The organism is Acidovorax sp. GW823-FHT01C06 (assembly GCF_058798375.1).
On sequence record NZ_JBXAKN010000010.1, the window covers coordinates 200,188 to 227,089 of the forward strand.

Below are 26,902 nucleotides of genomic sequence, written 5' to 3' on the forward strand. Positions count from 1 at the left end.
ACCCTGCACAGGAGAACACCATGGTCAGTGCCGTCTTTCACTCCCCGCTGGATGCAGCCCCCGTGGTTGCACAGAACGCTATGAATAATGTAGCTAGCAGCGCTTCGCCCGCAAGCGCCAGAAGCCAAAAACAGTCAAAAACGGCAATGGCGGCAAGCCCTGCGCCCACGGCATCTGCAGCCCCCGCCGGTCGCGACTGGGCGGCGCTGTCGCGCGGCTTCTGGATGGCGGTGCTGCCGCCGCTGTGTGGCCTGGGCTTGCTGGTGGGTCTGTGGGCCGTGGTGTCAGCCACCACGGGCAACAGCATTCCCGGCCCGGTGGAAACCTGGAAGCAGGCGCTGGAAATCTTCAGCAACCCGTTCTACCGCAACGGTCCCAACGACCAGGGCGTGGGCTGGAACGTGCTGATGTCGCTCGAACGCGTGGCCGTGGGCTTTGGCATGGCGGCGCTGGTGGGCATTCCAGCGGGCTTCGTGATCGGGCGCTTCAACTTCCTGTCGCGCATGTTCAACCCGCTCATCAGCCTGCTGCGCCCGGTGTCTCCATTGGCCTGGCTACCGATCGGCCTCCTGGTGTTCAAGGGTGCCAACCCGGCCGCCATCTGGACGATCTTCATCTGCTCCATCTGGCCCATGATCATCAACACCGCCGTGGGCGTGCAGCGTGTGCCGCAGGACTACATGAACGTGGCCCGCGTGCTCAACCTGTCGGAGTGGAAGATCGCCACCAAGATCCTGTTCCCCGCCGTGCTGCCCTACATGCTGACCGGCGTGCGCCTGGCCGTGGGCACCGCGTGGCTCGTGATCGTGGCCGCCGAGATGCTGACCGGCGGCGTGGGCATCGGCTTCTGGGTGTGGGACGAGTGGAACAACCTCAACGTCAAGAACATCATCATCGCGATCTTCGTGATCGGCATCGTCGGGCTGGTGCTGGAGTTCGCGCTCATCAAGCTGGCCACTGCGTTCACCTTCGAAGAGGTCAAAACCTGACCCACCCCTGAGCCGCGCCTGCGGCGCGTCATCCCCTCAGGTGCCCCCCAGTGGCCCGGCCAAGCCGGTGCCGCGGCGGTCCTCGAAACAACCCGGAGTTCCTCATGCACACCTCTCTCACCACCAAGTTCATCGAAGTCCATGGCGTGGAGCAGACCTTCAAGACCGCCAAGGGCCTGTTCCCGGCGCTGCGCGACATCAACCTCACCATCGCCAAGGGCGAGTTCGTCGCGCTGATCGGCCACTCGGGCTGCGGCAAGTCCACGCTGCTGAACCTGATCGCGGGGCTGACCACGCCCACCAACGGCGCACTGCTGTGCGCCAACAAGGAGATCAGGGGCCCGGGGCCGGAGCGCGCTGTGGTGTTCCAGAACCACTCGCTGCTGCCCTGGCTCACCTGCTTTGACAACATCTACCTCGCCGTGGAACGCGTGTTTGGCGGCAAGGAAACGAAGGCCCAGCTCAGGGCCCGCACCGATGCGGCGCTGGCGCTGGTGGGCCTCACGCACGCCGGGCAAAAGCGCCCCGGCGAGATCTCGGGCGGCATGAAGCAGCGCGTGGGCATCGCCCGTGCGCTGGGCATGGAACCCCAGGTGCTGTTGATGGACGAGCCCTTCGGCGCGCTCGATGCCCTGACCCGCGCCAAGCTGCAGGACGAGCTGCTGGAGATCGTGGCGCGCACGCAAAGCACCGTGGTCATGGTCACCCACGACGTGGACGAGGCCGTGCTGCTGTCCGACAAGATCGTGATGATGACCAACGGCCCCGCCGCCACCATTGGCGAGGTGCTGGCCGTCGACCTGCCCCGCCCCCGCCGCCGCGTGGAGCTGGCCGAGGACCCGCGCTACGTGCAGTGCCGCAAGGCGGTGATCGACTTTCTGTACACGCGGCAGGCGCATGTGGAGAAGGCGGCCTGACGGCGGGCCCCGGGATGCCGCAATCGGGCGGCCCCCCCCCACGGGAATGCAAGGGCTCTGGCCACAAGGCCAGGGCCCTTGCCGCTTCGGCCTCTGTCTCTGTCTCAGCGCGCCCCGGTGATGTACTGCTCCAGCTGCTCGATGATGAATTTCTGCTCGGAAATGATGTCCTTGACCAGGTCACCGATGGAAATCATGCCCACGAGCTTGCTGCTGTCGTCCACCACGGGCAGGTGGCGCAGCCGGTTGCCGGTCATCAGCTGCATGCACTGCTCGCTGGTGTGGTCGGGCCGCACGAACAGCACGGCGGTCGTCATCACGTCCCGCACCTGGGTGACCGAGGACGTGCGCCCCATGAGCGCGATTTTTCGCGCGTAGTCCCGCTCGGTGAAGATGCCCACGATGTCGGCGCCTTCGGTCACGATCAACGCACCGATGCCCTTGTCCGCCATGAGCTTGAGCGCATCGAACACCGAAGTGGCGGGCCCGATGGTATGCACGGTGGCATCGGGTTTGGATTGAAGAATCTTGGCGACTACGGTCATTGGAACCTCCCTCGTGATGGCTGAAACAGGTACAGAGTGATTTCAGCCCATAAGCCTTGCCGATGCAACCCGCGCAAGTGCCATTCACCACACCTTTGGCGCGTTCCCCACGGACTCGATGCACATGTTTCGCACTTGTTGCATTCGGGAGAACCCGAAACAAACCGAAAAGAATCGAAACCGCGCTGAGACGACGCATGCCGCGCCGCCCGGCACGATACAGCCCATGTCCAACGCGCTTTCGAAAGGATTCACCGCCCACCTCTCCTGCCACCACGATCGCTTGCGACTGGCTACCGGCCCTCGGGCCGCAGGCAGAAAGACAGGCGTCTGGATTGTTTCCAAAACTGGAACAGTTAGTTTGCGACCGAGTAGTTTTTCTTTGTACCACCGCGGCGTACAGTTCATCCCATCGATGAGCCGAACCCGCAAGGCGACTCACCGAACCCGGTTCAGAAATGGTTTTTGTCCCGGCTTTTTTGAGACGCTTTTTTCTTCCTGAAGGATTTCATCATGAACAAGACCGCCCGCTTCCTCTCCATCGCCGCCGTGGCTGCTTTCGCTTCGTTCGGTGCCCAGGCCGACGAGGCCGATGCCTCGCAGTTCGCCACGAAGTTCGAGACGAACCGCACCCGCGCCGAAGTGGCCGCCGAAGCCGCCACCGTGGCCCAGACCCGCTCCATCGAACCCGCAGGTTCGCGTGTGGTGACGTATCAATCCACGGCCGACCGCGCCGCCGTGCGTGCCCAGGCCGCCGATGCCGTGCGCACCGGCCAGATCCCTTCGGGTGAGCGTGGTTGATCAGCGTTTGATTCGCTGAATCCAGGCCCTCTCCTGCTGCGTATTTCCAAGTACATCGCCCTCATTTTTTTGAATTTCACCGGAGTTTCACCATGAACAAGACCGCACGCTTCCTCTCCATCGCCGCCGTGGCCGCTTTCGCTTCTTTCGGTGCACAGGCCGACGAAGTCGATGCTTCGCAATTCGCCACGAAGTTCGAAACGAACCGCACCCGTGCCGAAGTGCAAGCCGAAGCCTCGGCAGTGCCCCAAACCAGCGGTGCCATCCCCGTCGGTTCGCGTGCCTTGGTCTACACCTCCACCGCTGACCGCAACGCGGTGAATGCCCAAGCTGCAGACGCCCTGCGCACTGGCAAGATCTCGTCCGGCGAAATCGGCTCCCTGTAATCCGTCCTGCCCGCGCCGCAAGGCGGTGCGGGCAGGCAGTTGCAAATGCAAAAAGGCCGAGGCCCCTTTCGGGGCCTCGGCCTTTTGTCTTTGGGAGCCGCAATGGCGTTGCGGCAGCCGCGTCTCACCCAGGCTTATTTGCTCCCACGCGCCTGCGCCACGGCGCCCTGCACGTCCTTCCACAGCGCCTCGCCCACGTTGGCGGCAATGCTGGTATTGACCGCCCCCAGTTTCTCGCGCATGCGGCTGGCTTCTGCGGGCGACAGTTCGTTGACCTGCATGCCCTTGGCCTTGAGGTCGGCCAACGCCTTGTCGGCCTCGGCGCGCGTATCCTGGCGCTCGAAGTCGCGGCTCTTCCTCGCGGCATCGAGCAGCACCTTCTGCTCGGCCTTGTTGAGGCCGTCCCAGTACTTCTTGCTGACCAGCACGATCCAGGGGCTGTAGACGTGGTTGGTCACCGTGAGGTACTTCTGCACCTCGTAGAACTTGCTCGACAGGATGGTGTTGTAGGGGTTCTCCTGGCCGTCCACGGTGTTGGTCTCGAGGGCGGTGAACAGTTCCGAGAACGGCAGTGGAACGGCATTGGCTCCCAGGGTCTTGAAGCTGTCGAGGAACACGTTGTTCTGCATCACGCGCAGCTTGATGCCATTCATGTCCTCCAGCTTGGTGACAGGGCGCTTGCTGTTGGTCAGGTTGCGAAAGCCGTTCTCCCAGTACACGAGGCCCACGAGGCCCTTTTCCTGCAGCTTGTCCATCACCTTCTGGCCCACGGGGCCGTCCAGCACCACATCGGCCTCCTTCGCGTTGTTGAACAGGAAGGGGGTGTCCCAGATCGCCATTTCCTTGGTGATGCCCACCAGCGTGGCGGTGGAGCCCACCATCATCTCCTGCGCACCGCCGACCAGCGCCTGCTGCATCTGCACGTCCGAGCCCAGGGCGGCGGCGCCGATGGCGCGCACCTTCATCTTGCCGCCCGAGGCCTTTTCGACCTCTTCGGCGAACAGCTTGGTGGCACGCCCCTGGTTGGACACTTCGTTGAGGCCGTAGCCAAACCGGATGATGCGTGGCTTGAAATCCTGCGCGGCGGCCTGGAACGAGCAGGCAAGGGCGGCCACCGACAAGGCGGCCAGAAGGGTGCGGCGGAAAGTTTTCATGGTTGTCTCCATTAGCGGGTGGGAAAGGAAAAAAGAGGGGAGGAAACGGGCGGTCAGCGCAGCCACACCACGGGGGCGGTGACGATCTGTGGAAAGGCGACCAGCAAGGCCAGGATCAGCACGTAGGTGAAGAGGAACGGGTTCACGCCCTTGATCACGCTGTGCATCGATATCCGCCCCACCCCGGCCACCACGTTGAGCACCGTGCCCACCGGCGGCGTGATGAGGCCGATCGCGCCGTTGAGCACGAACATCAGGCCGAAATACACCGGGTCGATGCCCGCCTTCACGGCGATGGGCAGCATCACGGGCGCGAAGATCAGGATGGTGGGCGTGAGGTCGAGCGCCGTGCCGATCAGCACCAGCACGATCATCATCACCGCCATCAGGAGGCGGGGGTTCTCCACCAGCGGACCCAGCCAGCTGGTCAGCACATTGGGCAGGTCGGCCAGCGTGATCATGTAGCTGGCCACCTGGGCGCCCGCGCAGAGGAACATCACGATGGAGGTGGTCTTGGCCGCACGCACCAGCACGCCGTAGATTTCCGCGATCTTCATTTCGCGGTGGACGAACAACGCCACCACCAGCGCGTAGAACGCGGCCACCACGGCGGCCTCGGTGGGCGTGAAGACGCCCGACTTCATGCCGCCGATGATGATCAGGGGCATCAGCATGGCCCAGAAGGCACGCACCGTGGCGCGCAGGCGGTCCTTGACGGGCAAGGGTTCGCCCTGCGGCAGGTCCATGCCGCGCAGCACCCAGCGCCAGGCGAAGATGAGGCCCGCGCCCATCATCAGGCCCGGCACGATGCCGGAGACGAACAGCGCAGAGATCGAGGTGTTGGTCGTCACGCCGTAGATGACGAACGGCATGGAGGGCGGGATGATGGGCGCGATGATGCCGCCCGAGGCGATCAGCCCGGCCGACGTGTTCATCGGGTAGCCCTGCTGGCGCATCATGGGCAAGAGGATGGTGGCCAGCGCGGCCGTATCGGCCAGCGCGGAGCCGCTCATGCTGGCCATGAGCACCGCCGCGCCGATGGCCACGTAGCCCAGGCCGCCCCGGATGTGCCCGACCCAGGCCTGCGCCATGTCGATGATGCGGCGGCTGATGCCGCCCGAGTTCATCAGCTCGCCAGCCAGGATGAAGAACGGCACGGCCAGCAGCGGAAAGCTGTCCACCCCCGCCACCAGGTTCTGGGCCAGCAGCTGCGCATCCCAGAAGTCGAGCACCCACGCCATGCCCGCGCCCGTGAGCACGAGGGCCAGGCCCATGTTCATGCCTGTGCCCATGAGCACCAGCATGCCCACGGAGAAAACAATAAAAGCCTGCGCTTCGGGTCCCAGGGACATCATCGGTTACTCCACCTCGGCGCCGTGACCCAGGTCCAGCGGCTTGCGTTGAATCAATTCGATCAGCGCCATGACGCCGATGGCGACAGCGCACAGGAAGGCGGGCAGCGGCAACAGGGCCGCCGGGTAGCCCAGCACCACGGAATGGCTGTCCATGCCGACGATCACCTGGTGCCAGGCGCCCCAGGCCAGCATCGCGCAGGCCGCGATCACCAGCAGCCGGATCAACGCCGTGAGCGCGCCAAATGCCAGGGGACGCTTGGCGAGCAGGCCCGCCAGGCTGGTGAAGGCCATGTGCTCGCCGGCGGGGTAGGCCGCCGCAGCGCCAATGAAGACCATCCACACGAAAAGCAGGCGCGAGAGTTCTTCGCTCGCCACGACGCCACTGCCAAAGCCGTAGCGCAGCACCACATTCACGAACACGGCCACGGCCATCACGGCCAGGCAGGCGGCCATGAGCACCTGGGAGGCGGCGACGTACCGGCTGGGCCGCACGGGGGTGGAGTCTTCCGGGGTGGTCATGCGGCCTCCGTGGCGGCGATCCAGGCCGAGGCCTGCTGTTGAAGAACGGCCAGGGCGGCCAGTGCATCCAGCCGCAGCACTCCCGCCTCGCCCACGGGCGACTCGAGCGTGGCGAACTGGCTGTCCACCAGCGCGCTGGAAAAGAAATGGGTCCCGGCACGGTCGGCCACGCGCTGGCCCGCGCTGGCACGGTCGATCTCCAGGAAAACGAACCGCAGCCCCGGGCAGGCGTCGCGCAGGCGGTCCCGGTAGGACTTCTTGAGCGCGGAGCACGTCAGGACCGCGCCATGGGGCTGTGCCTGCAGCAGCTGCCCGAGCGTGGCGAGCCACCCCTCGCGGTCTGCATCGGTCAGCGCGATGCCCTGGCGCATCTTTTCACGGCTCGCCGGGCTGTGGTGGTCGTCTCCCTCGATCAGCGGCAGGCCCTCGGCTTGCGCCAGGGCCGAGCCCAGGCTCGACTTGCCGCAGCCCGCCACGCCCATGACCACCAGAAAAACCGTTGACGGCAAGACACTCATGTTGGTAGCGCTATCCAATTGATCCATAAAAAAGGCACCCTGGCTGGATGCCGCAATAACCGTGGCAACTTTTGCAACTTCGTCCAAAATGGGCGTCAATGTCTTGTCCCATCGTTTGGACAGCGCTATCCTAACCACATCGATCCGCACCCCAATGAGGGTTAACCCTTGAACAAACCCGAGACAAGGCGCCGCTCCAGCGGCCGCATGACACTGAGCGACGTGGCCCAGGCCGCCGAGGTCAGCCCCATCACCGCCTCCCGCGCGCTGCGCGGCGAGCGCGGCGTGGCGCAGGAACTGGTGCAGCGCGTGAAAGACGCCGCCCAGCGGCTGGGCTACGTGCCCGACCCCGCCGCCAGGGCCCTCGCCTCCCAGCGCAGCGTGCAGGTGCCCGTGCTCGTGCCCCTGCTGTCCAACGCCCTGTTCGTCGACGTGCTGGAGGCCGTGCACCGCGCGCTGTTCCCCCACGGCTACCAGGCGCTGATCGGCGTGACCCACTACGACCCGCAGGAAGAAGAGCAGCTGCTGCGCACCTACCTGGCCCACCGCCCGGCGGGGCTGCTGGTCACCGGCTTCGACCGCACCGAGGCATCGCGCCAGATGATCGCCGCCAGTGGCGTGCCGTGCGTGCACCTGATGGAGATGACCTCCGCGCCCGGCGTGTACTGCGTGGGCTTTTCGCAGCAGGACGGGGGCCACGGCATGACGGCCCATCTCCTGGCCCGGGGCCGTCGCCGCGTGGCGTTTGTCGCGGCCCAGCTCGACCCCCGCACCATGCAGCGCGCCGAAGGCTACCGCCGCTGCCTGAAGGAAGCGGGCCTGTACGACCCGAAGCTGGAACTGCTCAGCCCCCAGCCCTCGTCCATGCGGCTGGGCGGAGAACTGCTGGAGGAACTGCTGCGCACCCGCCCGGGCGTCGATGCCGTGTTCTTCTGCAACGACGACCTGGCGCAGGGCGGCCTGCTGGCAGCGCAGCGGCTGGGCCTGCAGGTGCCCGGCCAGGTCGCCATCGCGGGCTTCAACGACCTGGCCGGCAGCGACCAGATGCTGCCGCCGCTGACCACGGTGCGCACGCCACGCTCGGCCATCGGCGAGGCCAGTGCGCGCATGCTGCTCGCGCTGATGCGCGGCGAGGCGCCCGAGCGGAACTCGGTCGACCTGGGCTTTGAGTTGACCGTGCGGGGGAGCACCTGAAGGGAGGAGCAGCACAGGGGCCGGAAACCCTGGATTTCTGGCCTTTTTGGCCTCCAGCCCTCATGCACAAAGCGCTAGCCGCTATGGTTTTTGATTTCACCAAGAACCCCGCCGCGCTCCCAGCCCACATCCTCAGCCCGCGCCCATGGCCTCGTGCCAATACCCGACCGTTGCGCCCCGGGCCAGAAGGTGCGCCACGGCCGAGCCAGGATCCACCCAGCGAATGTAGGGCGTGGGGTCGCCGGCCAGCACCTTGAGGCCCACGGCCGTGCCAGAGGAGCCGGGCACGCAGGGGATGGGATTGGCCAACGTGCCCGGCACCAGTTCGGCGTATTCCGCCAGCGTGTCCTCGTGCTCGCGATAGCCGCGGTAGCGGTCGTATGTTTCGCGGTCCACCCGGGCCCAGCAGATGAAACCCAGCGGCTTGAGGTCATCGGCCTTGAACGGGACCTCCAGCTCACAGCTGATGAAGTACTGCTCGTCGCCGATGCGGCAGGTGAAGTCGTCGTCGAACACGAGTTCATGCTCACGCTCGAGGGCCGGGTCCGGCAGCCGCCACATCATGTAGGGCGAGAGTTCATCGTGGTCCTTGCCGCAGCTCGCGCAGGTGTATGCCATAGGGATCGACTCCTGTGATGTGCGCACTATGCACCGGCGTGGCGTGCCACGGACACCCGCGCGTCCTGGTACGGCAACAGCGGCGTGCCGCTTGGCCACGCCTTCAGCGCACCGGCCCGCACAGGGCGGCTGCCCAGCTTGCCGACGCACTCCAGCCCCCGGCCACGGGCCGATGGAGGTACGGCTGCACCAGGCACCAGCCCTGCGCCGCACAACGGTGCCTGCGTTCTCTTGCAGCAGGCGCGCACGCAGCCATGCAGGCAGGTCGCGATGAATCGTTCGGTGGTTGAAACTGCCATGGTCTCCATCAGCAGGCAGGCACCCGCGCCCTGCCCTGGCCGCGAAGGCTACCGCACACCGCCGGCCGCGGCCACCCTACCGGCGGGGGGCGGGCGTGCAAGAACCCATGTCCCGCGAGGCCGTGGGCCGCCGCCCACGCAACCGGCCGCCCGGCGCCTGTCAGACGGGCGCCAGCGCGCGGCCGGAAGACTTTGCCGCCTGGCCGCCCTTCATCTCCTTGCGCAGCGCCACCGCATCGCGCGTCTGCGCGGGCGCCGAGGCATCGATGCGGAACACCTGCACCGTCTCGGTCATGGTCTGGGCCTGGCCGTTGAGCTGCATGGCCGACGCGGCGTTCTCCTCCACCAGCGCGGCGTTCTGCTGCGTGATGGTGTCGAGCTGGGCCACCGCCGAGTTCACCTGCGAGATGCCGCTGAGCTGTTCGTTGGACGCGCTGTGGATCTCGCCGATCAGCGTGTTCACCCTGCGCACCAGCTCCAGCGATTCGGCCATGGTCTTCTGCGCGGCGTCGGTTTTTTCATGACCCTCGCTCACCTTGGTGGCGGAGTCGTCGATCAGCTGGCGGATTTCCTTGGCGGCGGACTGCGTGCGGTGCGACAGGCTGCGCACCTCCGACGCCACCACCGCGAACCCCCGCCCCTGCTCGCCCGCGCGCGCGGCCTCCACGGCCGCGTTGAGCGCCAGGATGTTGGTCTGGAACGCGATGGAGTCGATGAGCTGCGTGATCTCGCTGATGCGGCCCGACGCGGCCTGGATCTGCTTCATCGTGCTGGCCACGCCATCCACGGCCTCGCTGCTGCGCTCGGCCACCCCGGTGGCCTGCGTGGCCAGCACCGTGGCCTGGCGCGCCGACTCGGCGGTTTGCTTGACGGTGCCGGTGATCTCCTCCATCGACGCGGCCGTCTGCTGCAGGTTGCCGGCCTGCGCCTCGGTGCGCGCCGACAGGTCCTGGTTGCCCTGCGCGATCTCGCGGGTGGAGACCTGCATGTGCTCGCTCTCCTGGCGCGCGTCGCGCACGATGGACAGCAGGTTCACGTTGAGCTGCGCCAGCGCCTTCTGCAGGTCGCCCACCGTGTCGCTGCGCGTGGCGCTGATCTTCTGCGTCAGGTCGCCTGCCGCCATGCGGTTGGCCCATCGCAGCATCTGCGCCAGCGGCGCGACCGTGACCTTGTGCAGGTAGGCCGCCATGGCCAGCGCCAGCAGCGCCACGGCCACCCACGCCACCCCGGACGCGAGCGTCACCGCATGCCCGCCCAGCCATGCGGCCCCGAACGAGGCGAGCACCAGCAGCAGCGTGCAGAGCATCATCTTGCCCAGGGGCCCCAGGCGCACCCAGCCGGCGACGCGCCCCCAGGACGTGTTCTTCACCAGCTGGCCCGCGCGCAGCACGTGCACGGACGTGCCGGCCTGCTTCTCGGCCTGCATCTGCCGGTACAGCCGGTCGGCCGCCTGGATCTCTTCGCGCGTGGCCTCGGTGCGCACCGACATGTAGCCCGTGGGCTGGTCGCCCTGCATCAGGGGCGTCACGTTGGCCATCACCCAGTAGAAAGAGCCGTCCTTGCGCCGGTTCTTGACAGCCGCCGACCAGGGTGCGCCGCTGGCGATGGTGTCCCACATGTCGCGAAACGCCTCCTCGGGCATGTCCGGGTGCCGGATCATGTTGTGCGGCTGGCCCAGGAGTTCTTCCTTTTCGTACCCGCTGACCTCGATGAACATCGGGTTGCAGTACAGGATGCGCCCCTTGAGATCGGTGGTGGACACCAGGGTCTGGCCGGCGGGAAACGCATATTCCTGGGTGCTGACGGGCAGATTGACGCGCATGGTGGGTCCCTCATCAAAGAATGGGAATAGGCCGTTGCTCGGTCCACCGCCCCCTGGCACCACGAGACACGCCAGGCACGGATGCAAACCATGCTAATCCAGGAACTTGCAATCCTGAAACAAATTCGGGCCGTGCCGCGCCAAAATTCCCCAAACAGGTGCATCGCGCCCACACCGGGTTGGTGCGTTGCGCTGCACCATTCCAGACACCCCGCCGGCCGGGCACCCATCCCGGCCGCAGCGAACGCTGGCGCATGATGGCGCCCGGGCTGGGTTCCATTTGCGCTTTGGCAATGCACCGGCTTGGCACAGCCATTGCTTGAGGAAGCCTGCGGCCAATGCGGGCCGCGTGTCAGCCCGGTGCAACGGCGGATTGGGCGAACAGGACGTTGGCGTCTTCATGGGCAGGCACAGGCTGGGACACAGCCCGAGCAGTCCATGCAGGCGCCTTTTTGTTTTTCTGCCCGGCTGGGGTGTGCTTGCGGCAGGCACCACGGCCCTTTTGCGCAAGATCGCCATGCTTCAATTTCGCGAGTTCCTCAAGTCCGGCCACGCGCCCACGCTGTGGTCGTCCTTTCTGTATTTCGGTTTCTCGTGCGCAATCTGGGTGATCAACGGTGCCATGGCGCCGTTCATCCGCGAGGCCTTCCAGCTCACCCCCACGCAGATGGGCATGATGCTGTCCATCCCCATCTTCGCGGGCGCGCTCATGCGTTTTCCGCTGGGCATCCTGGCGCAGTACATCGGCCGCAAGAACGCCACGCTGGTCGAGATGGCCGGCATCTTCCTGGCCATGGGCTTTGGCTACATGTTCGTACACACCTACAACGACCTGCTGGCCATGGGCATCCTGCTGGGCGTGGCGGGCGCCAGCTTTGGCGTGGCGCTGTCGCTGGGCTCGGGCTCGTTTCCGCCGCGCTACAAGGGCCTGGCCATGGGCATCGTGGGCGCCGGCAACGTGGGTACGGCGGTGGCCGCCCTGCTCGCCCCCGCGCTGGCGCAAAAGTTCGGCTGGCAGGCCGTGTATGGCTTTGCCGCCGTGAGCGTGGCCATCCCCGCGCTGGTGATGGCCGTCTACGCGAAGGAACCTCCAGACCTCGCGGCCCACAGCAGCTTTCGTGAACACATTGCCTGCCTGTTCGAGAAGGACGGCTGGGCCTTCAGCCTGATCTACGCCGTGACGTTTGGCGGCTTCATCGGCCTGACCGCCTTTTTGCCCAGCTACTTCTACGACCAGTTCAGCGTGAGCAAGGTGCAGGCAGGCCAGCTCACGATGATGGCGGCCTTTCTGGGCGCGGCCCTGCGCATATTCGGCGGCTGGCTGTCGGACCACTGGGGCGGCGTCAACACACTGACGGGCGTGCTCGCCATCACGGCCGTGAGCATGGTGCTGTGCGGCCTGGCAGAGAACTCGCTGCCCATCACCATGCTGCTGTTCCTGGTGTGTTTTGCAGCGCTGGGCGCGGGCAATGGCGCACTGTTCCAGCTGGTGCCGCTGCGCTGGCCGCTGACCACGGCGGTGGCGGGCTCGATGATCGGTGAGATCGGCGCGCTGGGCGGCGGCCTCATCCCCAACGGCATGGGCATCTCGCGCCAGTACACGGGCACTTACCTGTGGGGTTTCGTGGGCATCGCAGTGTGTGCGCTGGCCATGCTGCTGCTGCTGCGCGTGATGCAGATCCGCTGGACGCGGACCTGGGCCGAACGCGGCGGACGGGCCAGGATTTCCTCCTGAGGCATTGCGGCCTTGCCTTGTGCCTGCCCACGGGGGCGCGGGCACGGGCCGCCCGAAAGGACAAGCCCCTGCCCGGCATCCCGGCAGGGGCCGGGGCGGCTTCAGAGGCCGCGCACCACCGCGATGTTATTTTGAAGTAAAAACAGGCCCTAGCGCTTTCTCCATCGGCGCCAGCAGCTATGTTTTTAATAGCAAAAAGCCACCATTGCCGCCCCCTACCGGGGCAGGAACAGCAGCCAGTAGATCAGCAGCAGGTTCACCAGCACGCTCACCGCGAGCGCGATCTTCCACAGGGCCGTGGCATCGCGCTGCATCAGGGGCTGGGGGCCGGGGGCCGACAGGGGCCGCGACGCGCCGCGCTCCAGGGCCAGCAGCAGCTCCTCCGCCGTCTCGAAGCGCTGCGCGCGGTGGCGCGCCACGGCCTTCAGGGCGATCTGGTCGAGCCAGATGGGCACGCCCGGGTTGTGGCGGCTGGGGGCCACAGGGTCGCGGTGGTAGCGGCCCAGCTGGTACTGCACCACCTCGCCATAGGGCAGGCGCCCGTGGCTGAGCAGCTGGTACAGCGTGACGCCCAGCGCGAACAGGTCGCTGCCCGCGTCGGGCAGCTGGCCGGCGGGATCGCCGTTGCGTTCGTAGCCCGGCCACTGCTCGGGGTTCATGTAGCTGGGGGTGCCCGCGTGCAGGCGGCGGGTGGCCTCGGGCTCGCGGCCCGAGAGGGCCACGCCCAGGTCCAGCACGCGCAGCACGCCGTCGTCGCCCAGGTGCAGGTTGTCGGGCTTGATGTCGCGGTGCACCACGCCCTGGCGGTGCAGCCAGCCCAGCACGCGCGCGGCCTGCACGGCCACCGTCACGGCCTGCCCCACGGCCAGGTGCTGGCGGTGGCGCAGGCGCTGCCCCAGCGTGTCGCCGGAATGCCAGTCGTACAGCAGGTAAAACGCGCTGGCCCCCGCGCCGTCGCCCGTGCCGGTGGCACCCAATGGCCAGTCGTTGAGCCGCGCCAGATGGGCTGCGGCCTGGCCCGACTGCATGCGCCGCGCCACCCAGGCCTCGTGCGCCAGCGTGGCGCGCTCTTCCACGTCGTGGGCGCGCGCGGGCAGCAGGGTCTTGAGGGCATACAGCCGCTGCGTGGCCCCGTCGCGCACCTGGTAGATGCGGTGGATGCCGCTGTCGGCCACCAGGGCCGTCACCGTGAGGCCATCCACGGTGTCGCCCACCTTGAGCAGGGGCAGCACGGGCAGGTCCTGCGCACGGCGGGATTCATCCTGCAGTGTGGCCTCCAGAACGCCCTGCACCTGCACGATCAGCGCGGTCACGTTGTCGCTGCTGCCACGGCGCAGCGCGGCCTGCACCAGCCCGTCGCTCAGGGCCTGCGCCGGCCCGCCCTGGCGCAGCAGCTGGCGCAGTTCGCGCACGGGAAGGCTGCCGTGCACGCCATCGGAGAGCAGCACGAACAGGTCGCCGCTGTGCAGTTCGCCCTGGCTGTAGTCCACCACCACATGGTCATCCAGGCCCATGGCACGGGTGAGCTGGTGGGCGAAGTCGTGCTGCGACATCACGTGGTCGGCGGTCAGCTGCTGCAGCCGGCCGCCGCGCAGCAGGTAGGCCCGCGTGTCGCCCACATGGGCCAGCGTATACGACTGGCCGCGCAGCACCAGCGCGGTCACGGTGGTCAGCCCCACCGCGGGCTGGCGGCGCCGGTTCATGGACGCGAGCCAGCCGTTGTGGGCGGACAGGATGCGGTCCAGCGCCACCGTGGTGTCCCAGGTGTCGGGCGTGGCGAAGTAGTCGTTCACCAGCGTGTTGACCGTGGTCTGGGCGGCCTCGCGGCCATTGCCGCCGGTGCTCACGCCATCGGCGATGGCGGCGATGGCACCCCGCTCGCGCTCGCGCCCCTGCCCGGACACCAGCGCGGCGAAGTCCTCGTTCAACGCCTTGCGCCCGGCCTGCGAGGTGTAGCCAAAGTCCAGTTCAAAACTCATGCACCAGCTCCATGCAGGTTTCATGCCCAAGGTGGTGCATGCCGCGCCCGCCGGGTGCGCGGGGCGGCACGGGTCCGGCCCCGGCCTGCCCCATTCTCCGGGCCCGGCGCCAGCCCGCGCCCCAGATGCGTGCAGGGCGACTGGCACAAGCATTGCTTAACGTAGGCAACGACCCTGCGGGGTCCCGCAATTCAGCCGTGCAATGGCGCACCGAGGAGTTGTACGGACAAAGGCGTCCCCACATGCCGTTTCGAATCGCATTCGAAGCAGCATCGTGTGGACGCCTTTTTTGTTTTTCGCGCCGCCCCGGCGGCGCAACGGACGGAGTCACGATGAAAAAGCTCAAGCTGGTGATGGTGGGGAACGGCATGGCCGGTGTGCGCACGCTGGAAGAGCTGCTCAAGATTGCCCCCGATCTGTACGACATCACGGTGTTCGGCGCCGAGCCGCACCCCAACTACAACCGCATCCTGCTCTCGCCCGTGCTGGCCGGCGAGCAGACCATCGACGAGATCATTCTGAACGACTGGTCCTGGTATGCCGACAACCACATCACGCTGCACACCGGCTTCACGGTGACCGACGTGGACCGCGTGCGCCGCGTGGTCAGCGCGACCAGTGCCGCAGGCGATGTGATCACCGCCGAATACGACCGCCTGATCATGGCCACCGGCTCGAACCCGTTCATCCTGCCCGTGCCGGGCAAGGACTTGAAGGGTGTGCTGGCCTACCGCGACATCGCCGACACCCAGGCGATGATCGACGCCGCCGCCACCTACAAACACGCCGTGGTCATCGGCGGCGGCCTGCTGGGCCTGGAGGCCGCCAACGGCCTCATGAAGCGCGGCATGCAGGTCACCGTGGTGCACGTGGCGGGCTGGCTCATGGAGCGCCAGCTCGACGACGTGGCGGGCAAGATGCTGCAGGATTCGCTGCAGCAGCGCGGCATGCAGTTCCTGATCGGTGCGCAGACGCAGGAACTCGTGGGCAACGCCGATGGCCGCGTGGCCAGTGTGAAATTCAAGGACGGCACCGAGGTGCCCGCCGACCTCGTGGTGATGGCCGTGGGCATCCGTCCCAACACCGCGCTGGCTGAAAAGATGCGTCTGCACGTGAACCGCGGCATTGTGGTGAGCGACACGCTGCAGACCACCACCGACGCACGCATCTACGCCGTGGGCGAATGCGCCGCGCACCGGGGCATTGCCTATGGCCTGGTGGCCCCGCTGTTCGAGCAGGGCAAGGTGCTGGCCAACCACCTGGCCGAGTTCGGCATCGGCCGCTACCAGGGCTCGCTGACCTCCACCAAGCTCAAGGTCACCGGCATCGACTTGTTCTCGGCCGGCGACTTCCAGGGCGGTGAAGGCACCGAGGAAATCGTGATGAGCGACCCCTTCGGCGGTGTGTACAAGAAACTCGTCATCAAGGACGACAAGCTGGTGGGCGCCTGCCTGTATGGCGACACGGTGGACGGCAGCTGGTACTTCAAGCTGCTGCGCGACGGCCGCAGCGTGACCGACCTGCGCGACAAGCTCATGTTCGGCGAATCGCATCTGGGCGACACGGGCCACCAGGGCCAGAGCAAGGCCGCCGCCATGCAGGACAGCGACGAGGTCTGCGGCTGCAACGGCGTGACCAAGGGCGCCATCTGCAAGGCCATCAAGGAAAAAGGCCTGTTCACGCTGGACGAAGTGCGCAAGCACACCAAGGCCAGCGCATCCTGCGGCTCGTGCACCGGTCTGGTGGAGCAGATCATCATGTTCACGGCGGGCGGCGACTACAGCGCCACGCCCAAGACCAAGGCCATGTGCGGCTGCACCGACCACGGCCACCAGGCCGTGCGCGATGCGATCCGCACAGCCAAGCTGGTGACCATCGCCGACGTGTTCAGGTTCATGGAATGGAAGACGCCCAATGGCTGCGCCAGCTGCCGCCCCGCGGTCAACTACTACCTCATCAGCACCTGGCCCAAGGAGGCCAGGGACGATCCGCAAAGCCGCTTCATCAACGAACGCAGCCACGCCAACATCCAGAAAGACGGCACCTACAGCGTCATCCCGCGCATGTGGGGGGGAGAGACCACGGCCGACGAACTGCGCCGCATCGCCGACGCGGTGGACAAGTACAAGATCCCGACCGTCAAGGTCACGGGTGGCCAGCGCATCGATTTGCTGGGCGTGAAGAAGGAAGACCTGGTCAATGTGTGGAAGGACATCGGCATGCCCAGCGGCCACGCCTACGCCAAGGCCCTGCGCACCGTGAAGACCTGCGTGGGCAGCGAGTGGTGCCGCATGGGCACCCAGGACAGCACGCAAATGGGCAAGGACCTGGAGCGCGCCATGTGGCGCATGTACGCCCCGCACAAGGTCAAGTTCGCCGTGAGCGGCTGCCCGCGCAATTGCGCCGAGGCCGGCATCAAGGACGTGGGCATCATCGGTGTGGACTCGGGCTGGGAGATGTACGTGGCCGGCAACGGCGGCATCAAGACCGAGGTGGCGCACTTCTTCACCAAGCTCAAGACCGCCGAGGAAGTGCTGGAGTACACGGGCGCGTTCTGCGAGCTGTACCGCCAGGAGGGCTGGTACCTGGAGCGCACCGTGCACTACGTGGACCGCGTGGGCCTGGACTACGTCAAAAAACGCATCCTCGAAGACCACGAAGGCCGCAAGGCCCTGTGGGAGCAGCTGCAGTTCGCGCTCGACGGCGAGCCCGACCCCTGGTTCGAGTTCGACAAGGCGGCGGTGGACACCCGCCAGTTCGCCCCCCTGGGCGCCTGAGTCCCCACGGAGCACATCCCATGCAACGCAGAACCCTCCTGACCGCCGCGGCCTGCGGCGCCCTGGCCCCGCTGGGCAACGCCCACGCCCAGGTCACCGACCTCAACGACGCCATCAACAAGGCCGGGCGCCAGCGCATGCTGAGCCAGCGCGTGGGCAAGGCCTGGCTGGCCCTGTCCCACAAGGCCGACACGCCCACGGCGCGCCAGGTGCTGGGCCAGTCCATCGCGCTGTTCGAGCGCCAGCTGGCGGAGCTCAAGGCCTTTGCGCCCTCGCCCGCCATCCGCGAGACCTATGTGAAGCTGGAAACCGCCTGGGCCGCCCACAAGGTCACGCTGGCGGCCGAAACCTCGTCCGCCGACAACGCCAGCGCCATGCTGCAGGCCGATGCCAAGGTGCTGGCCCTGGCCCATCAGGGCACCACGCAGTACGAAGCCGCGCTGGGCAAGCCCGTGGGCCAATTGGTCAACGTTGCGGGCCGCCAGCGCATGCTGAGCCAGCGCATGGCCAAGTTCTACCTGGCCGCCATGCTGCCCGTGGACGCGGCCACCGCCACCACCGAGATCGCCAAGGCGCGCGGCGAATTCATCGCCGCCACCGAGCTGCTGCGCAACGCCCCCCAGGCCACCAGCCGCATCCGCCAGGAGCTGCAGCTGGCCGACGGGCAGTGGGTTTTTTTCGACGCCGCGCTGCAGCGCATGCAGGGCGGCGGCAACGTGAACCGCCAGGTGGCCGAGGTGTTCGTGGCCAGCGAGAACCTGCTCTCCAGCATGGACCGCGTGACCGGCCTGTACGCCGCGCTTTCCGCCTGAGCCCGGCTGTTCGTCCGGTACCCCGTCCCACGGCCCCACGCCCCCGCAACACAAAAAAATCGAAGGAATCATCGCCATGACCATGACCACGACCACCCCCGCCGACTGGAAGCTGATCTGCCGCGTGGACGACATCCCCGAGCTGGGCTCGCGCCGCGTGGCGCGCCCCCAGGGCCTGGACGTGGCCGTGTTCCGCAACGACGCCGGGGGCGTGTTCGCGCTGCTGGACCGCTGCCCGCACAAGGGCGGCCCGCTGTCGCAGGGCATCGTGTTTGGCACCCACGTGGCGTGCCCGCTGCACAACTGGACCATCGGCCTGTGCGACGGCCAGGCCTCGGCGCCCGACGAAGGCTGCACGCCGCGTTTCGCCGTGAAGGTGGAAGACGGCAGCGTGTACCTGGACGCCACGGAACTGGCCTCGCACGCGCTGGACCTGGCACGGCCGCTGGCCGGGCCCGCGCGGCGCGGCGTGGCGGCGTGAAGAAGAAGCCCCGGAGCCAGCTCCGCGCCAGAAGGCCTGTCGCCCGAAAACGCTAACAAATTCATAGCTTTCAGCGCTTACCACACAAGCGCTGGAGCACAAAAACACCGGAATCCACGCCATGCAAGAAACCAAATCCACCTGCCCCTACTGTGGCGTAGGCTGCGGCGTGATCATCGAAAGCGACGGCCCCCAGATCACCGGCGTGCGGGGCGACCCAAACCACCCCGCCAACTTTGGCCGCCTGTGCACCAAGGGCTCGACCCTGCACCTCACCGCCAGCAGCCCCATCACGCTGCAGACCCGGTTGCTGCAGCCGCAGCAACGTCTGCAGCGCAGCGATGCTCCACGCGCCATCTCATGGGACACGGCCCTGGGCCTGGCCACCGAGAAGTTTGCCCACACCATCCAGCAGCACGGCCCCGACGCCGTGGGCTTCTACGTGAGCGGCCAGTTGCTGACCGAGGACTACTACGTCTTCAACAAACTCGCCAAGGGCCTGATCGGCACCAACAACATCGACACCAACTCGCGCCTGTGCATGAGCAGCGCCGTGGCGGGCTACAAGCAGACGCTGGGCGCCGACGCACCGCCCGCCTGCTACGACGACGTAAAACACGCGCAGTGCCTGTTCATCGTGGGCAGCAATGCGGCCTGGGCGCACCCCATCCTGTTCCGCCGCATCGAGGACGCGCGCGCCGCCAACCCCGGCATGAAGGTCATCGTGGCCGACCCGCGCCGCACCGACACGGCCGGCATGGCCGACCTGTTCCTACCCATCCAGCCGGGCAGCGACGTGATGCTGTTCAACGGCATGCTGCACATCATGCTGTGGGAAGGCTGGATCGACGCCGCCTACATCGGCGCGCACACCACGGGCTTCGACGAACTCAAGGCCCTGGTGCGCGACTACACACCCGAACGCGTGGCGCAGACCTGTGGCATTTCGGTGGCCGACCTGACCACCGCCGCCAAGTGGTTTGCGCAGTCCAAAGCCACGCTCAGCCTGTACTGCCAGGGTCTGAACCAGAGCAGCAGCGGCACGGCCAAGAACGCAGCGCTCATCAACCTGCACCTGGCCACCGCACAGATCGGCAAGCCCGGCGCGGGCCCGTTCAGCCTGACCGGCCAGCCCAACGCCATGGGCGGGCGCGAGGTGGGTGGCCTGGCCAATCTGCTCAGCGCCCACCGCGACCTGGCCAACCCGCAGCACCGCGCCGAAGTGGCCGCGCTGTGGGGCGTGGCCGATGTGCCCAGCAAGCCGGGCAAGACGGCCGTGGAGATGTTCCAGGCCGCTGCCGACGGCGAGATCAAGGCCCTGTGGATCGCCTGCACCAACCCCGCGCAGAGCATGCCCGACCAGGCCACCGTGCGCCGCGCGCTGCAGCGCGCCGAGTTCGTGGTGGTGCAGGAGGCCTTTGCCACCGCCGCCACCGCGCAGTACGCCGACCTGTTGCTGCCCGCCACCACCTGGGGTGAAAAAACCGGCACCGTGACCAACAGCGAGCGCCGCATCTCGCGCGTGCGCTCTGCCGTGCCCGCCCCCGGCGAAACACGCCACGACTGGGCCATAGCGGTGCAGTTCGCGCACCAGCTGGAGGCCCGCCTGCGGCCCGGCCAACCCACGCTGTTCCCCTACGCCACTGGCGACGCCGACCAGGGCGCCGAAACCGTGTGGAACGAGCACCGCGAAAGCACGCGAGGGCGCGACCTGGACATCACCGGCCTGTCGTGGGAGATGCTCGAATCCCAAGGGCCACAACAGTGGCCGCTGCCCGAGGGCGCCACCACCGGCAAGGCGCGCCTGTACGAAGACGGCGTGTTCCCCACCGCCGACGGCCGCGCACGTTTTGCCCCGCACGCCTGGTTGCCCACGGCCGAACAACGCGAATCGCGCTACCCCTTCAGCCTGACCACGGGCCGCCTGCGCGACCAGTGGCACGGCATGACACGCACCGGCACGCTGGGACGCCTCTTCGGCCACGTGGCCGAGCCCAGCGTGCAGCTGCACCCGCAGGACATGGAGCGGCGCGGCCTGAAGAACGGCGACCTGGTCTATGTGACAAGCAAGCGCGGCACCATCGTGGTGCCCGCGCAGGCCGACACCACGGTGGGCCTGTCGCAGGCCTTCATGGCGATGCACTGGGGCAGCGAGTTCTTGAGCGGCTGCTCGTCCACCGGCGAGCGGCTGGCGGGCGTGAACGCACTCACCACCTCGGCCTACTGCCCCACGTCCAAGCAGCCTGAGCTCAAGCACGCGGCCGTGAAGGTGCTCAAGGCCGAGCTGCCCTGGACGCTGCTGGCCATGGCCTGGCTGCCCGCCAGCAGCGCCCAGGCCACGCGCGAGGCGCTGTCCGCGCTGATGGCGCAGTTTCCGTTTGCCAGCTGCGTGCCCTTCAGCAACAACACGCCGCTGGGCGAACCCGGGCGCGAGCGCGTGGGTGTGCTGCTGCGCGCCGCCGCGCACGAAGCCCCGCCGGACGCCACGGTGGAACACATCGAAGCCCTGATGGGCCTGGCCACCACCGACACGCTGCGCTACGCCGACAAGAAACGCGGCCAGCGCCGCGCCGCGCGGCTGGCACGCCACGGTGACACCACCACGCTCGAAGGCATCGTGCTGGCGGGCGACACCAGCGCCGAGGGCTGGCTCAAGACCCTGCTGCAGGAAGAACTGCCCGCGCAGACCTACGGCCGCCTGCTGCTGGTGCCCGGCGCCAAGGCCCCCGTGGCCGTGCAGTCGCGCGGCAAATCGGTGTGCACCTGCTTCAACGTGACGGACACCGCCATCACCGCCGAGCTGGCGCGCTGCCACGGCACCGACGACGACCGCCTGGCCCAGCTGCAAGGCAAGCTGCGCTGCGGCACCAACTGCGGCTCGTGCCTGCCAGAACTCAAGCGCATGGTGCGCGCCACCGGCCCATTGGCGTCCAAGCCCCTGGCGCAGGCCACCATATAACCAAAAGTTCTCTGGGTTGCAGGAAAATAGCGGCTCAGTTCCCCCTAGAACCCCCACAAGGACTTGTGCAACAGGGCTCCAGCTAGGCATTTTCGGCGCAGACAGTACGCCTGTACGGCAAGCCGAAATAACGACGCTGGAGCCCTGTTTCACAAGTCCCGCAAAAAAATACCATGGGCATCAGTCAGTACATCAAGGAGATCGGGCGCGGCGCGCGCGGCGCCAAGCCACTCGCGCGCGCGCAGGCCACGGATCTGTTCGGCCAGGTGCTGGATGGGCAGGTGAGCGACCTGGAGATCGGCGCCTTTTGCCTGGCCATGCGCATCAAGGGCGAGACCTCGGAGGAGATGTGCGGCTTTCTCGATGCCACGCACCAGCGCCTGGCCCTGCTGCCCGCCACCGACCGCCCGCTCATCGTGCTGCCCAGCTACAACGGTGCGCGCAAGCTGCCGGTGCTGACACCGCTGCTGGCCCTGCTGCTGGCACGTGAGGGCCTGCCCGTGCTGCTGCATGGCATGCGCACCGAGGCGCGCCGCATTCTGGCATCGGATGTGCTGCTGGCCCTCGATGTACCTGCGCTGACAGCTCCCGAAAAGATAGCAAATGGCACGGTGCGCCACATCCACACCCAGCACCTGCACGCGGGCCTGGCGCGCCTGCTGTCGGTGCGCGAGGTGGTAGGCCTGCGCAACCCGGGGCACAGCGTGGTCAAGCTGATGAGCCCGTGCGCAGGGCCCTCGGTGGTGGTCACGGCCTACACCCATCCTGAATACTTCGAGATGCTGCAGACCACCTTCCACACGCTGGGCATGAGCGCGCTGCTCTCGCGCGGCCTGGAAGGGGAGGTCGCCACCGACCCCCGCCGCACGCCCCGCTACGACGGTTTCGTGCACGGCGTGCACAAGGTGCTGGAAGCGCAGCAGCCCGGCACGGCCAGCGAGGTGCCGGGCCTGCCGGCCGAGATCGACGTCGCCACGACCGCCACCTACACGCGCCGCGTGCTGGCGGGTGAGTTGCCGGTTCCACCCGCGATTGCGCGCCAGGTGGAACATATCTTGCAACTTGCCGATCAAACAGTTTCGGAGACATCCCCATGAGCCGCCCCACACCCCCCGCCACCCTGCCCCCCTCCAAGCCCCACCTGGGCACCGGCGGCAGTTGCACGCTGGTCGGCGCGGGCCCGGGCGACCCGGAGCTGCTGACGATCAAGGCCCTCAAGGCGATCCAGGCAGCCACCGTGCTGCTGGTGGACGACCTGGTGAGCGATGCCATCGTGGCCCACGCATCTCCAACGGCACGCATCATCTACGTGGGCAAGCGCGGCGGCTGCAAGAGCACCCCCCAGGCCTTCATTGAAAAGCTGATGCTGATGGCGGTGAACGAAGGCGAGAACGTCGTGCGCCTCAAGGGCGGCGACCCGTTCATCTTTGGCCGTGGTGGTGAAGAAGTGGAGCACCTGCGCGCAGCGGGTGTGCCGGTCACCGTGGTCAACGGCATCACGGCGGGCCTGGCGGGCCTGACCTCGCTGGGCGCACCGCTCACCCACCGTGAGCATGCCCACGGCGTGGTCTTCGTCACCGGCCACGCCAAGCCCGGCGACGCGGGCACCGACTGGCGCCAGCTGGCCGCCACGGCCCGCGACGCCAGGCTCACGCTGGTGATCTACATGGGCGTGAGTGGCGCTGCCACCATCGAGCAGGAGCTGCTCACCGGCCTGCCGGCCGACACCCCCGTGGCCATCATCCAGCACGCCAGCCTGCCGCACCAGCGGCAGGCCGTGACCACGCTGGGAGCGCTGCATGCCACCATCACCCACGAAGGGCTGGCCAGCCCGTCGGTGATCGTGGTGGGCGATGTGGTGCGCGGCGTGGCCCTGGCATCGCAGGACGCTCCCCTGGCGCGCCGCGCCGTGTAGGCCGCGGACTCCACGCCGTCTCCCCACGGTCCCGGCCGGGGCCGCCGCACCATGCGCCCCACGGCCAACGGCACACCGCTGGCGGTCCCATCGTCCCCCCGCACGGCGGCCATCCGGCGGCCACGCGCTGGCCCGGCTATTGCTTGAAGTATGTATCTGAATGCAATGAGCACAAGGACCACCATGGCAGCCTATTCCCTCTCCCCACGCCCGGGCACGTCCGCACCGCCTTCCACCCTGCCCATGCCTTCGCCACCGGCGGCACGCGATGCCGAGATGTCGCTGGTCAACCTCGCCGCCCGCCAGCGCATGCTGTCCCAGCGCATGGTGCTGCAAACCGTGCTGGCCGCCGGCGGCAGCGACCTGCACCTGAAGGCCGCGCGCGGCACCCTGGCCCTGTTCACCGCCAGCCAGGCCCGGCTGGTGGACACGCCCCGCCATTTCAACGCTCCCGACGCCGACCGCATCCGCAAGGTGTATGGGCAGCCCGGAGGCGTGGGCACCGTCATCGATGCCTTTGCCCAGCAGGTCGCCACCGCGCTGGACCTGACGGAGCGCCGCAGCCCACGCGTCGAGGAAGTGCTCGCGCGGCTGGTGGAGACCACCGACGGCGTGCTGGAGGCACTCAACACCGCCACCACGGTGTTCGACCAGGTGGGCAAGGCCCAGTCCGAAACCCTCATGAAGGAACTGGCGGGCATCGTGGAGTCCATCCAGACGGTGGCCCGCGAGGCCAAGGTGGTCAGTTTCAATGCGCAGGTCATGGCGGCGCGCGCGGGCCAGCACGGGCGGGAATTTGCCGTGGTGGCGAACGTGCTTTCGGGCATCACCCATGAAATCGACGGCCTTTCGCTGCAGGCCGTGTCGCTGGCAGGCCGCACCCGCAACGCGGCCTGACCCCCATTCCGCAAAGATGGCGCGAACGTCCCGGAAGACCGCGAACAGCCTCTTACAATTGGCATCCATGGAAACGCCGCCGGTGCGCGGGGCGCCCACACTGCGAGAGCGCAGGCCCGCCCGCCAGGGGCCTTCCCGCTGACTGCCAGACACAACACCATTTTCGGGAGATGCGCGAGCCATGAAGATCACCACCCTGTGCAAGAGCCTGGCGTTGGCCGGCTGCCTGCTGGCCAGCGCCAGCGCGGCCTGGAGCTACGAAATCAACGCCGGCAAGGTGCTGGACGGTGCGGGCAAGGCCATCCAGCTGCGCGGCGTGAACTGGTTTGGCTTCGAGACCAACAACCATGTGGTGCACGGCCTGTGGGCACGCAACTGGACCGACATGATCACGCAGATGCAGGCGCAGGGCTTCAACGCCGTGCGCCTGCCCTTCTGCCCCGCCACCTTGCATGGCTCCGCCACGCCCAGCAGCATCGACTACGGCCGCAATGCCGACCTGCAGGGCCTGTCGGCCATCCAGGTGATGGACAAGGTCGTCGGCGAGCTGAGCAACCGCGGCATGTATGTGCTGCTGGACCACCACACCCCCGATTGCCAGACCATCAGCGAGCTCTGGTACACCCCGGGCTACAGCGAGCAACAGTGGATCAGCGACCTGACCTTTGTGGCGCAGCGCTATGCGGGCGTGCCCGGCGTGATCGGCATCGACATCAAGAACGAACCCCACGGCGCGGCCACCTGGGGCACCGGCAACAACGCCACCGACTGGAACCGCGCGGCCGAGCGCGCCGCGGCGGCCGTGCTGCAGGTGGCGCCCCAGTGGCTGATCGCGGTGGAAGGCATCGGCGAAAACCCCAGCTGCTCGGGCGGCAACGCGCACTTCTGGGGCGGCAATCTGGAACCCCTGGCCTGCACGCCGCTGAACATCCCGGCCAACCGCCTGCTGCTGGCGCCGCACACCTACGGGCCGGACGTCTACGTGCAGCCCTACTTCAATGCCGCCAATTTCCCGAGCAACATGCCGGCCATCTGGGAGCAGCATTTCGGCCAGTTCGTGCAGGCCGGTCATGCCGTGATGCTGGGCGAGTTCGGCGGCAAGTTGGGCCGCGGCGATGCGCGCGACGTGTTGTGGCAGAACGCGCTGGTGGACTACATGGTCGGCAAGGGCATGCGCAGCGGCTTCTACTGGTCGTGGAACCCCAACAGTGGCGACACGGGCGGCATCCTGGACGACGACTGGACCACCGTGCGCGCCGACAAGGTCCAGTTGCTGCAACGGCTGTGGGGCGATGCAACCACGCCCACACCCACACCCACGCCAACCCCTACGCCGACTCCGACCCCCACCCCGACGCCAACGCCCACCCCGGCCGCGAACTTCTCCGTCCTGCAGACGACGGACAGCGACTGGGGTTCCGGCTATTGCCAGCGGGTCCAGATCGTGAACACGGGCACCACCCAGGGCAACTGGGCCATCACCGTCCCGGTGAGCGGCACCGTCAACAACCTGTGGAACGCCACCTGGTCCCAGGCGGGCAGCAACCTCAACGCCTCTGGCGTGGACTGGAACAAGACGCTCTCTCCCGGAGCGGCGGCCGAATTCGGCTTCTGCGCCGTCCGCTGATCATCACCCCGCGCCGCCGTCGCGCGGCGGCGCACATACCTCCAGCCAGCCCGTCCATCAAGCCGTCAGGTGCCCGCCGACTCGCGCACCTGCTGGAAGCGTTGCGCCAGCTCTTTGCGCAGCGCCTTGCGCAGCAGGGCCGCTTCCCAGCGGCGGCGTTCGTCGGCCGTGGACGGCGACAGCGCCGGCACCGTCACCGGCTTGCGCGATTCATCCACCGCCACCATGGTGAAAAAGCAGCTGTTCACATGGCGCACCACCTGCGAGCGGATGTCCTCGGCCACCACCTTGATGCCGATCTCCATGGACGATGACCCCGTGTAGTTCACGCTGGCCAGGAAGGTCACCAGCTCGCCGACATGGATGGGTTGCAGGAACATCACCTGGTCCACGCTGAGCGTGACCACGTAACACGCCGAATACCGGCTGGCGCACGAATAGGCCACCTGGTCCAGCAGCTTGAGAATGGCGCCACCGTGCACATTGCCCGAGAAATTGGCCATGTCGGGCGACATGAGCACGGTCATGCTGAGTTGGTGGGAAGGGATGTTCATGCCGCGATTCTAGGGGCCGCACCGTCTCGGCGGCACAACGCCACGGCCG

Annotated in this window: 23 protein-coding genes; 14 read left to right on the top strand and 9 right to left on the bottom strand. The window is 67.4% G+C overall.

Going from position 1 to position 26,902, the window contains the following annotated elements:
• Nucleotides 1-20: 20 nt before the first annotated feature.
• The gene (gene ntrB / locus AC1RCS_RS19940) at nt 21-989 is read left to right on the top strand and encodes a nitrate ABC transporter permease (RefSeq protein WP_492245541.1); all 969 of its coding nucleotides are present in this window, start codon (nt 21-23) and stop codon (nt 987-989) included.
• Nucleotides 990-1,093: 104 nt separating this feature from the next.
• The gene (locus AC1RCS_RS19945) at nt 1,094-1,906 is read left to right on the top strand and encodes an ABC transporter ATP-binding protein (protein WP_218340634.1); all 813 of its coding nucleotides are present in this window, start codon (nt 1,094-1,096) and stop codon (nt 1,904-1,906) included.
• Between the two features lie 104 nt (nt 1,907-2,010).
• Here AC1RCS_RS19945 and AC1RCS_RS19950 read toward each other — a convergent pair whose 3' ends face one another.
• Nucleotides 2,011-2,451 (bottom strand): CBS domain-containing protein, encoded by a 441-nt coding sequence (locus AC1RCS_RS19950; protein WP_218293878.1) that lies wholly within the window; start codon nt 2,449-2,451, stop codon nt 2,011-2,013.
• 513 nt (nt 2,452-2,964) lie between these two features.
• On the opposite strand from AC1RCS_RS19950, the gene AC1RCS_RS19955 reads away from it, so the two are divergent.
• Nucleotides 2,965-3,252, top strand: coding sequence for a DUF4148 domain-containing protein (locus AC1RCS_RS19955; RefSeq protein ID WP_218293877.1), 288 nt, complete (start codon nt 2,965-2,967; stop codon nt 3,250-3,252).
• A gap of 92 nt (nt 3,253-3,344) precedes the next feature.
• Nucleotides 3,345-3,638 (top strand): DUF4148 domain-containing protein, encoded by a 294-nt coding sequence (locus AC1RCS_RS19960; RefSeq protein WP_218293876.1) that lies wholly within the window; start codon nt 3,345-3,347, stop codon nt 3,636-3,638.
• A gap of 134 nt (nt 3,639-3,772) precedes the next feature.
• Here the strand turns inward: AC1RCS_RS19960 and AC1RCS_RS19965 are convergent, their stop codons facing one another.
• Genes AC1RCS_RS19965 through AC1RCS_RS19980 form a run of 4 tightly spaced genes read right to left on the bottom strand, consistent with a single transcriptional unit; the run spans nt 3,773 to nt 7,148 of the window.
• Nucleotides 3,773-4,792, bottom strand: a complete 1,020-nt coding sequence (locus tag AC1RCS_RS19965; protein WP_218293875.1) for a TRAP transporter substrate-binding protein — start codon at nt 4,790-4,792, stop codon at nt 3,773-3,775.
• A 53-nt stretch (nt 4,793-4,845) separates the two neighbouring features.
• Nucleotides 4,846-6,144, bottom strand: a complete 1,299-nt coding sequence (locus AC1RCS_RS19970) for a TRAP transporter large permease (RefSeq protein WP_218293874.1) — start codon at nt 6,142-6,144, stop codon at nt 4,846-4,848.
• A gap of 6 nt (nt 6,145-6,150) precedes the next feature.
• Nucleotides 6,151-6,666 carry a TRAP transporter small permease subunit gene (locus tag AC1RCS_RS19975; protein WP_218293873.1) on the bottom strand — a complete coding sequence of 172 codons (516 nt, stop codon included), beginning with the start codon at nt 6,664-6,666 and terminating at the stop codon, nt 6,151-6,153.
• A complete protein-coding gene (locus AC1RCS_RS19980) occupies nt 6,663-7,148 on the bottom strand; it encodes a gluconokinase (protein ID WP_218294444.1) in 486 nt (161 codons plus the stop codon). Before AC1RCS_RS19980 ends, AC1RCS_RS19975 begins: the two co-directional genes overlap by 4 nt.
• Before the next feature lie 204 nt (nt 7,149-7,352).
• On the opposite strand from AC1RCS_RS19980, the gene gntR reads away from it, so the two are divergent.
• Nucleotides 7,353-8,378 carry an HTH-type transcriptional regulator GntR gene (gene gntR, locus AC1RCS_RS19985; protein ID WP_492245540.1) on the top strand — a complete coding sequence of 342 codons (1,026 nt, stop codon included), beginning with the start codon at nt 7,353-7,355 and terminating at the stop codon, nt 8,376-8,378.
• Nucleotides 8,379-8,510: 132 nt separating this feature from the next.
• On the opposite strand, the gene AC1RCS_RS19990 is transcribed toward gntR, so the two are convergent.
• Together AC1RCS_RS19990 and AC1RCS_RS19995 are read right to left on the bottom strand one after the other, a co-directional pair.
• Complete coding sequence (locus AC1RCS_RS19990) at nt 8,511-8,996, bottom strand: DUF2199 domain-containing protein (RefSeq protein WP_369641893.1); 486 nt, start codon at nt 8,994-8,996, stop codon at nt 8,511-8,513.
• Between the two features lie 459 nt (nt 8,997-9,455).
• Nucleotides 9,456-11,117: a methyl-accepting chemotaxis protein gene (locus AC1RCS_RS19995; RefSeq protein WP_492245539.1), complete on the bottom strand. Its 1,662-nt coding sequence runs from the start codon at nt 11,115-11,117 to the stop codon at nt 9,456-9,458.
• 517 nt (nt 11,118-11,634) lie between these two features.
• On the opposite strand from AC1RCS_RS19995, the gene AC1RCS_RS20000 reads away from it, so the two are divergent.
• Nucleotides 11,635-12,852 carry an MFS transporter gene (locus AC1RCS_RS20000; protein ID WP_492245538.1) on the top strand — a complete coding sequence of 406 codons (1,218 nt, stop codon included), beginning with the start codon at nt 11,635-11,637 and terminating at the stop codon, nt 12,850-12,852.
• Between the two features lie 215 nt (nt 12,853-13,067).
• On the opposite strand, the gene AC1RCS_RS20005 is transcribed toward AC1RCS_RS20000, so the two are convergent.
• On the bottom strand, nt 13,068-14,831 hold the full coding sequence (locus AC1RCS_RS20005; protein ID WP_492245537.1) for a bifunctional protein-serine/threonine kinase/phosphatase: 1,764 nt from the start codon (nt 14,829-14,831) through the stop codon (nt 13,068-13,070).
• Nucleotides 14,832-15,163: 332 nt separating this feature from the next.
• On the opposite strand from AC1RCS_RS20005, the gene nirB reads away from it, so the two are divergent.
• The 8 genes from nirB (at nt 15,164) to AC1RCS_RS20045 (ending at nt 26,299) form a co-directional block, all read left to right on the top strand.
• Nucleotides 15,164-17,608 carry a nitrite reductase large subunit NirB gene (nirB, locus tag AC1RCS_RS20010; RefSeq protein WP_492245536.1) on the top strand — a complete coding sequence of 815 codons (2,445 nt, stop codon included), beginning with the start codon at nt 15,164-15,166 and terminating at the stop codon, nt 17,606-17,608.
• A gap of 20 nt (nt 17,609-17,628) precedes the next feature.
• Nucleotides 17,629-18,420: a type IV pili methyl-accepting chemotaxis transducer N-terminal domain-containing protein gene (locus AC1RCS_RS20015; protein ID WP_218293867.1), complete on the top strand. Its 792-nt coding sequence runs from the start codon at nt 17,629-17,631 to the stop codon at nt 18,418-18,420.
• Between the two features lie 82 nt (nt 18,421-18,502).
• Complete coding sequence (gene nirD, locus AC1RCS_RS20020) at nt 18,503-18,901, top strand: nitrite reductase small subunit NirD (RefSeq protein WP_218294442.1); 399 nt, start codon at nt 18,503-18,505, stop codon at nt 18,899-18,901.
• A 121-nt stretch (nt 18,902-19,022) separates the two neighbouring features.
• A complete protein-coding gene (locus AC1RCS_RS20025) occupies nt 19,023-21,860 on the top strand; it encodes a nitrate reductase (protein WP_492245535.1) in 2,838 nt (945 codons plus the stop codon).
• Between the two features lie 173 nt (nt 21,861-22,033).
• Nucleotides 22,034-22,957, top strand: coding sequence for a DNA-binding protein YbiB (ybiB, locus tag AC1RCS_RS20030; protein ID WP_492245534.1), 924 nt, complete (start codon nt 22,034-22,036; stop codon nt 22,955-22,957).
• Complete coding sequence (cobA, locus tag AC1RCS_RS20035; protein WP_218293864.1) at nt 22,954-23,775, top strand: uroporphyrinogen-III C-methyltransferase; 822 nt, start codon at nt 22,954-22,956, stop codon at nt 23,773-23,775. The genes ybiB and cobA overlap by 4 nt, the downstream gene beginning before the upstream one ends.
• Before the next feature lie 183 nt (nt 23,776-23,958).
• Nucleotides 23,959-24,672, top strand: coding sequence for a methyl-accepting chemotaxis protein (locus AC1RCS_RS20040; RefSeq protein ID WP_218293863.1), 714 nt, complete (start codon nt 23,959-23,961; stop codon nt 24,670-24,672).
• Nucleotides 24,673-24,853: 181 nt separating this feature from the next.
• Nucleotides 24,854-26,299 carry a cellulase family glycosylhydrolase gene (locus AC1RCS_RS20045; protein ID WP_492245533.1) on the top strand — a complete coding sequence of 482 codons (1,446 nt, stop codon included), beginning with the start codon at nt 24,854-24,856 and terminating at the stop codon, nt 26,297-26,299.
• Between the two features lie 65 nt (nt 26,300-26,364).
• On the opposite strand, the gene AC1RCS_RS20050 is transcribed toward AC1RCS_RS20045, so the two are convergent.
• On the bottom strand, nt 26,365-26,853 hold the full coding sequence (locus AC1RCS_RS20050; protein WP_218293861.1) for an acyl-CoA thioesterase: 489 nt from the start codon (nt 26,851-26,853) through the stop codon (nt 26,365-26,367).
• Between the last annotated feature and the right edge of the window lie 49 nt (nt 26,854-26,902).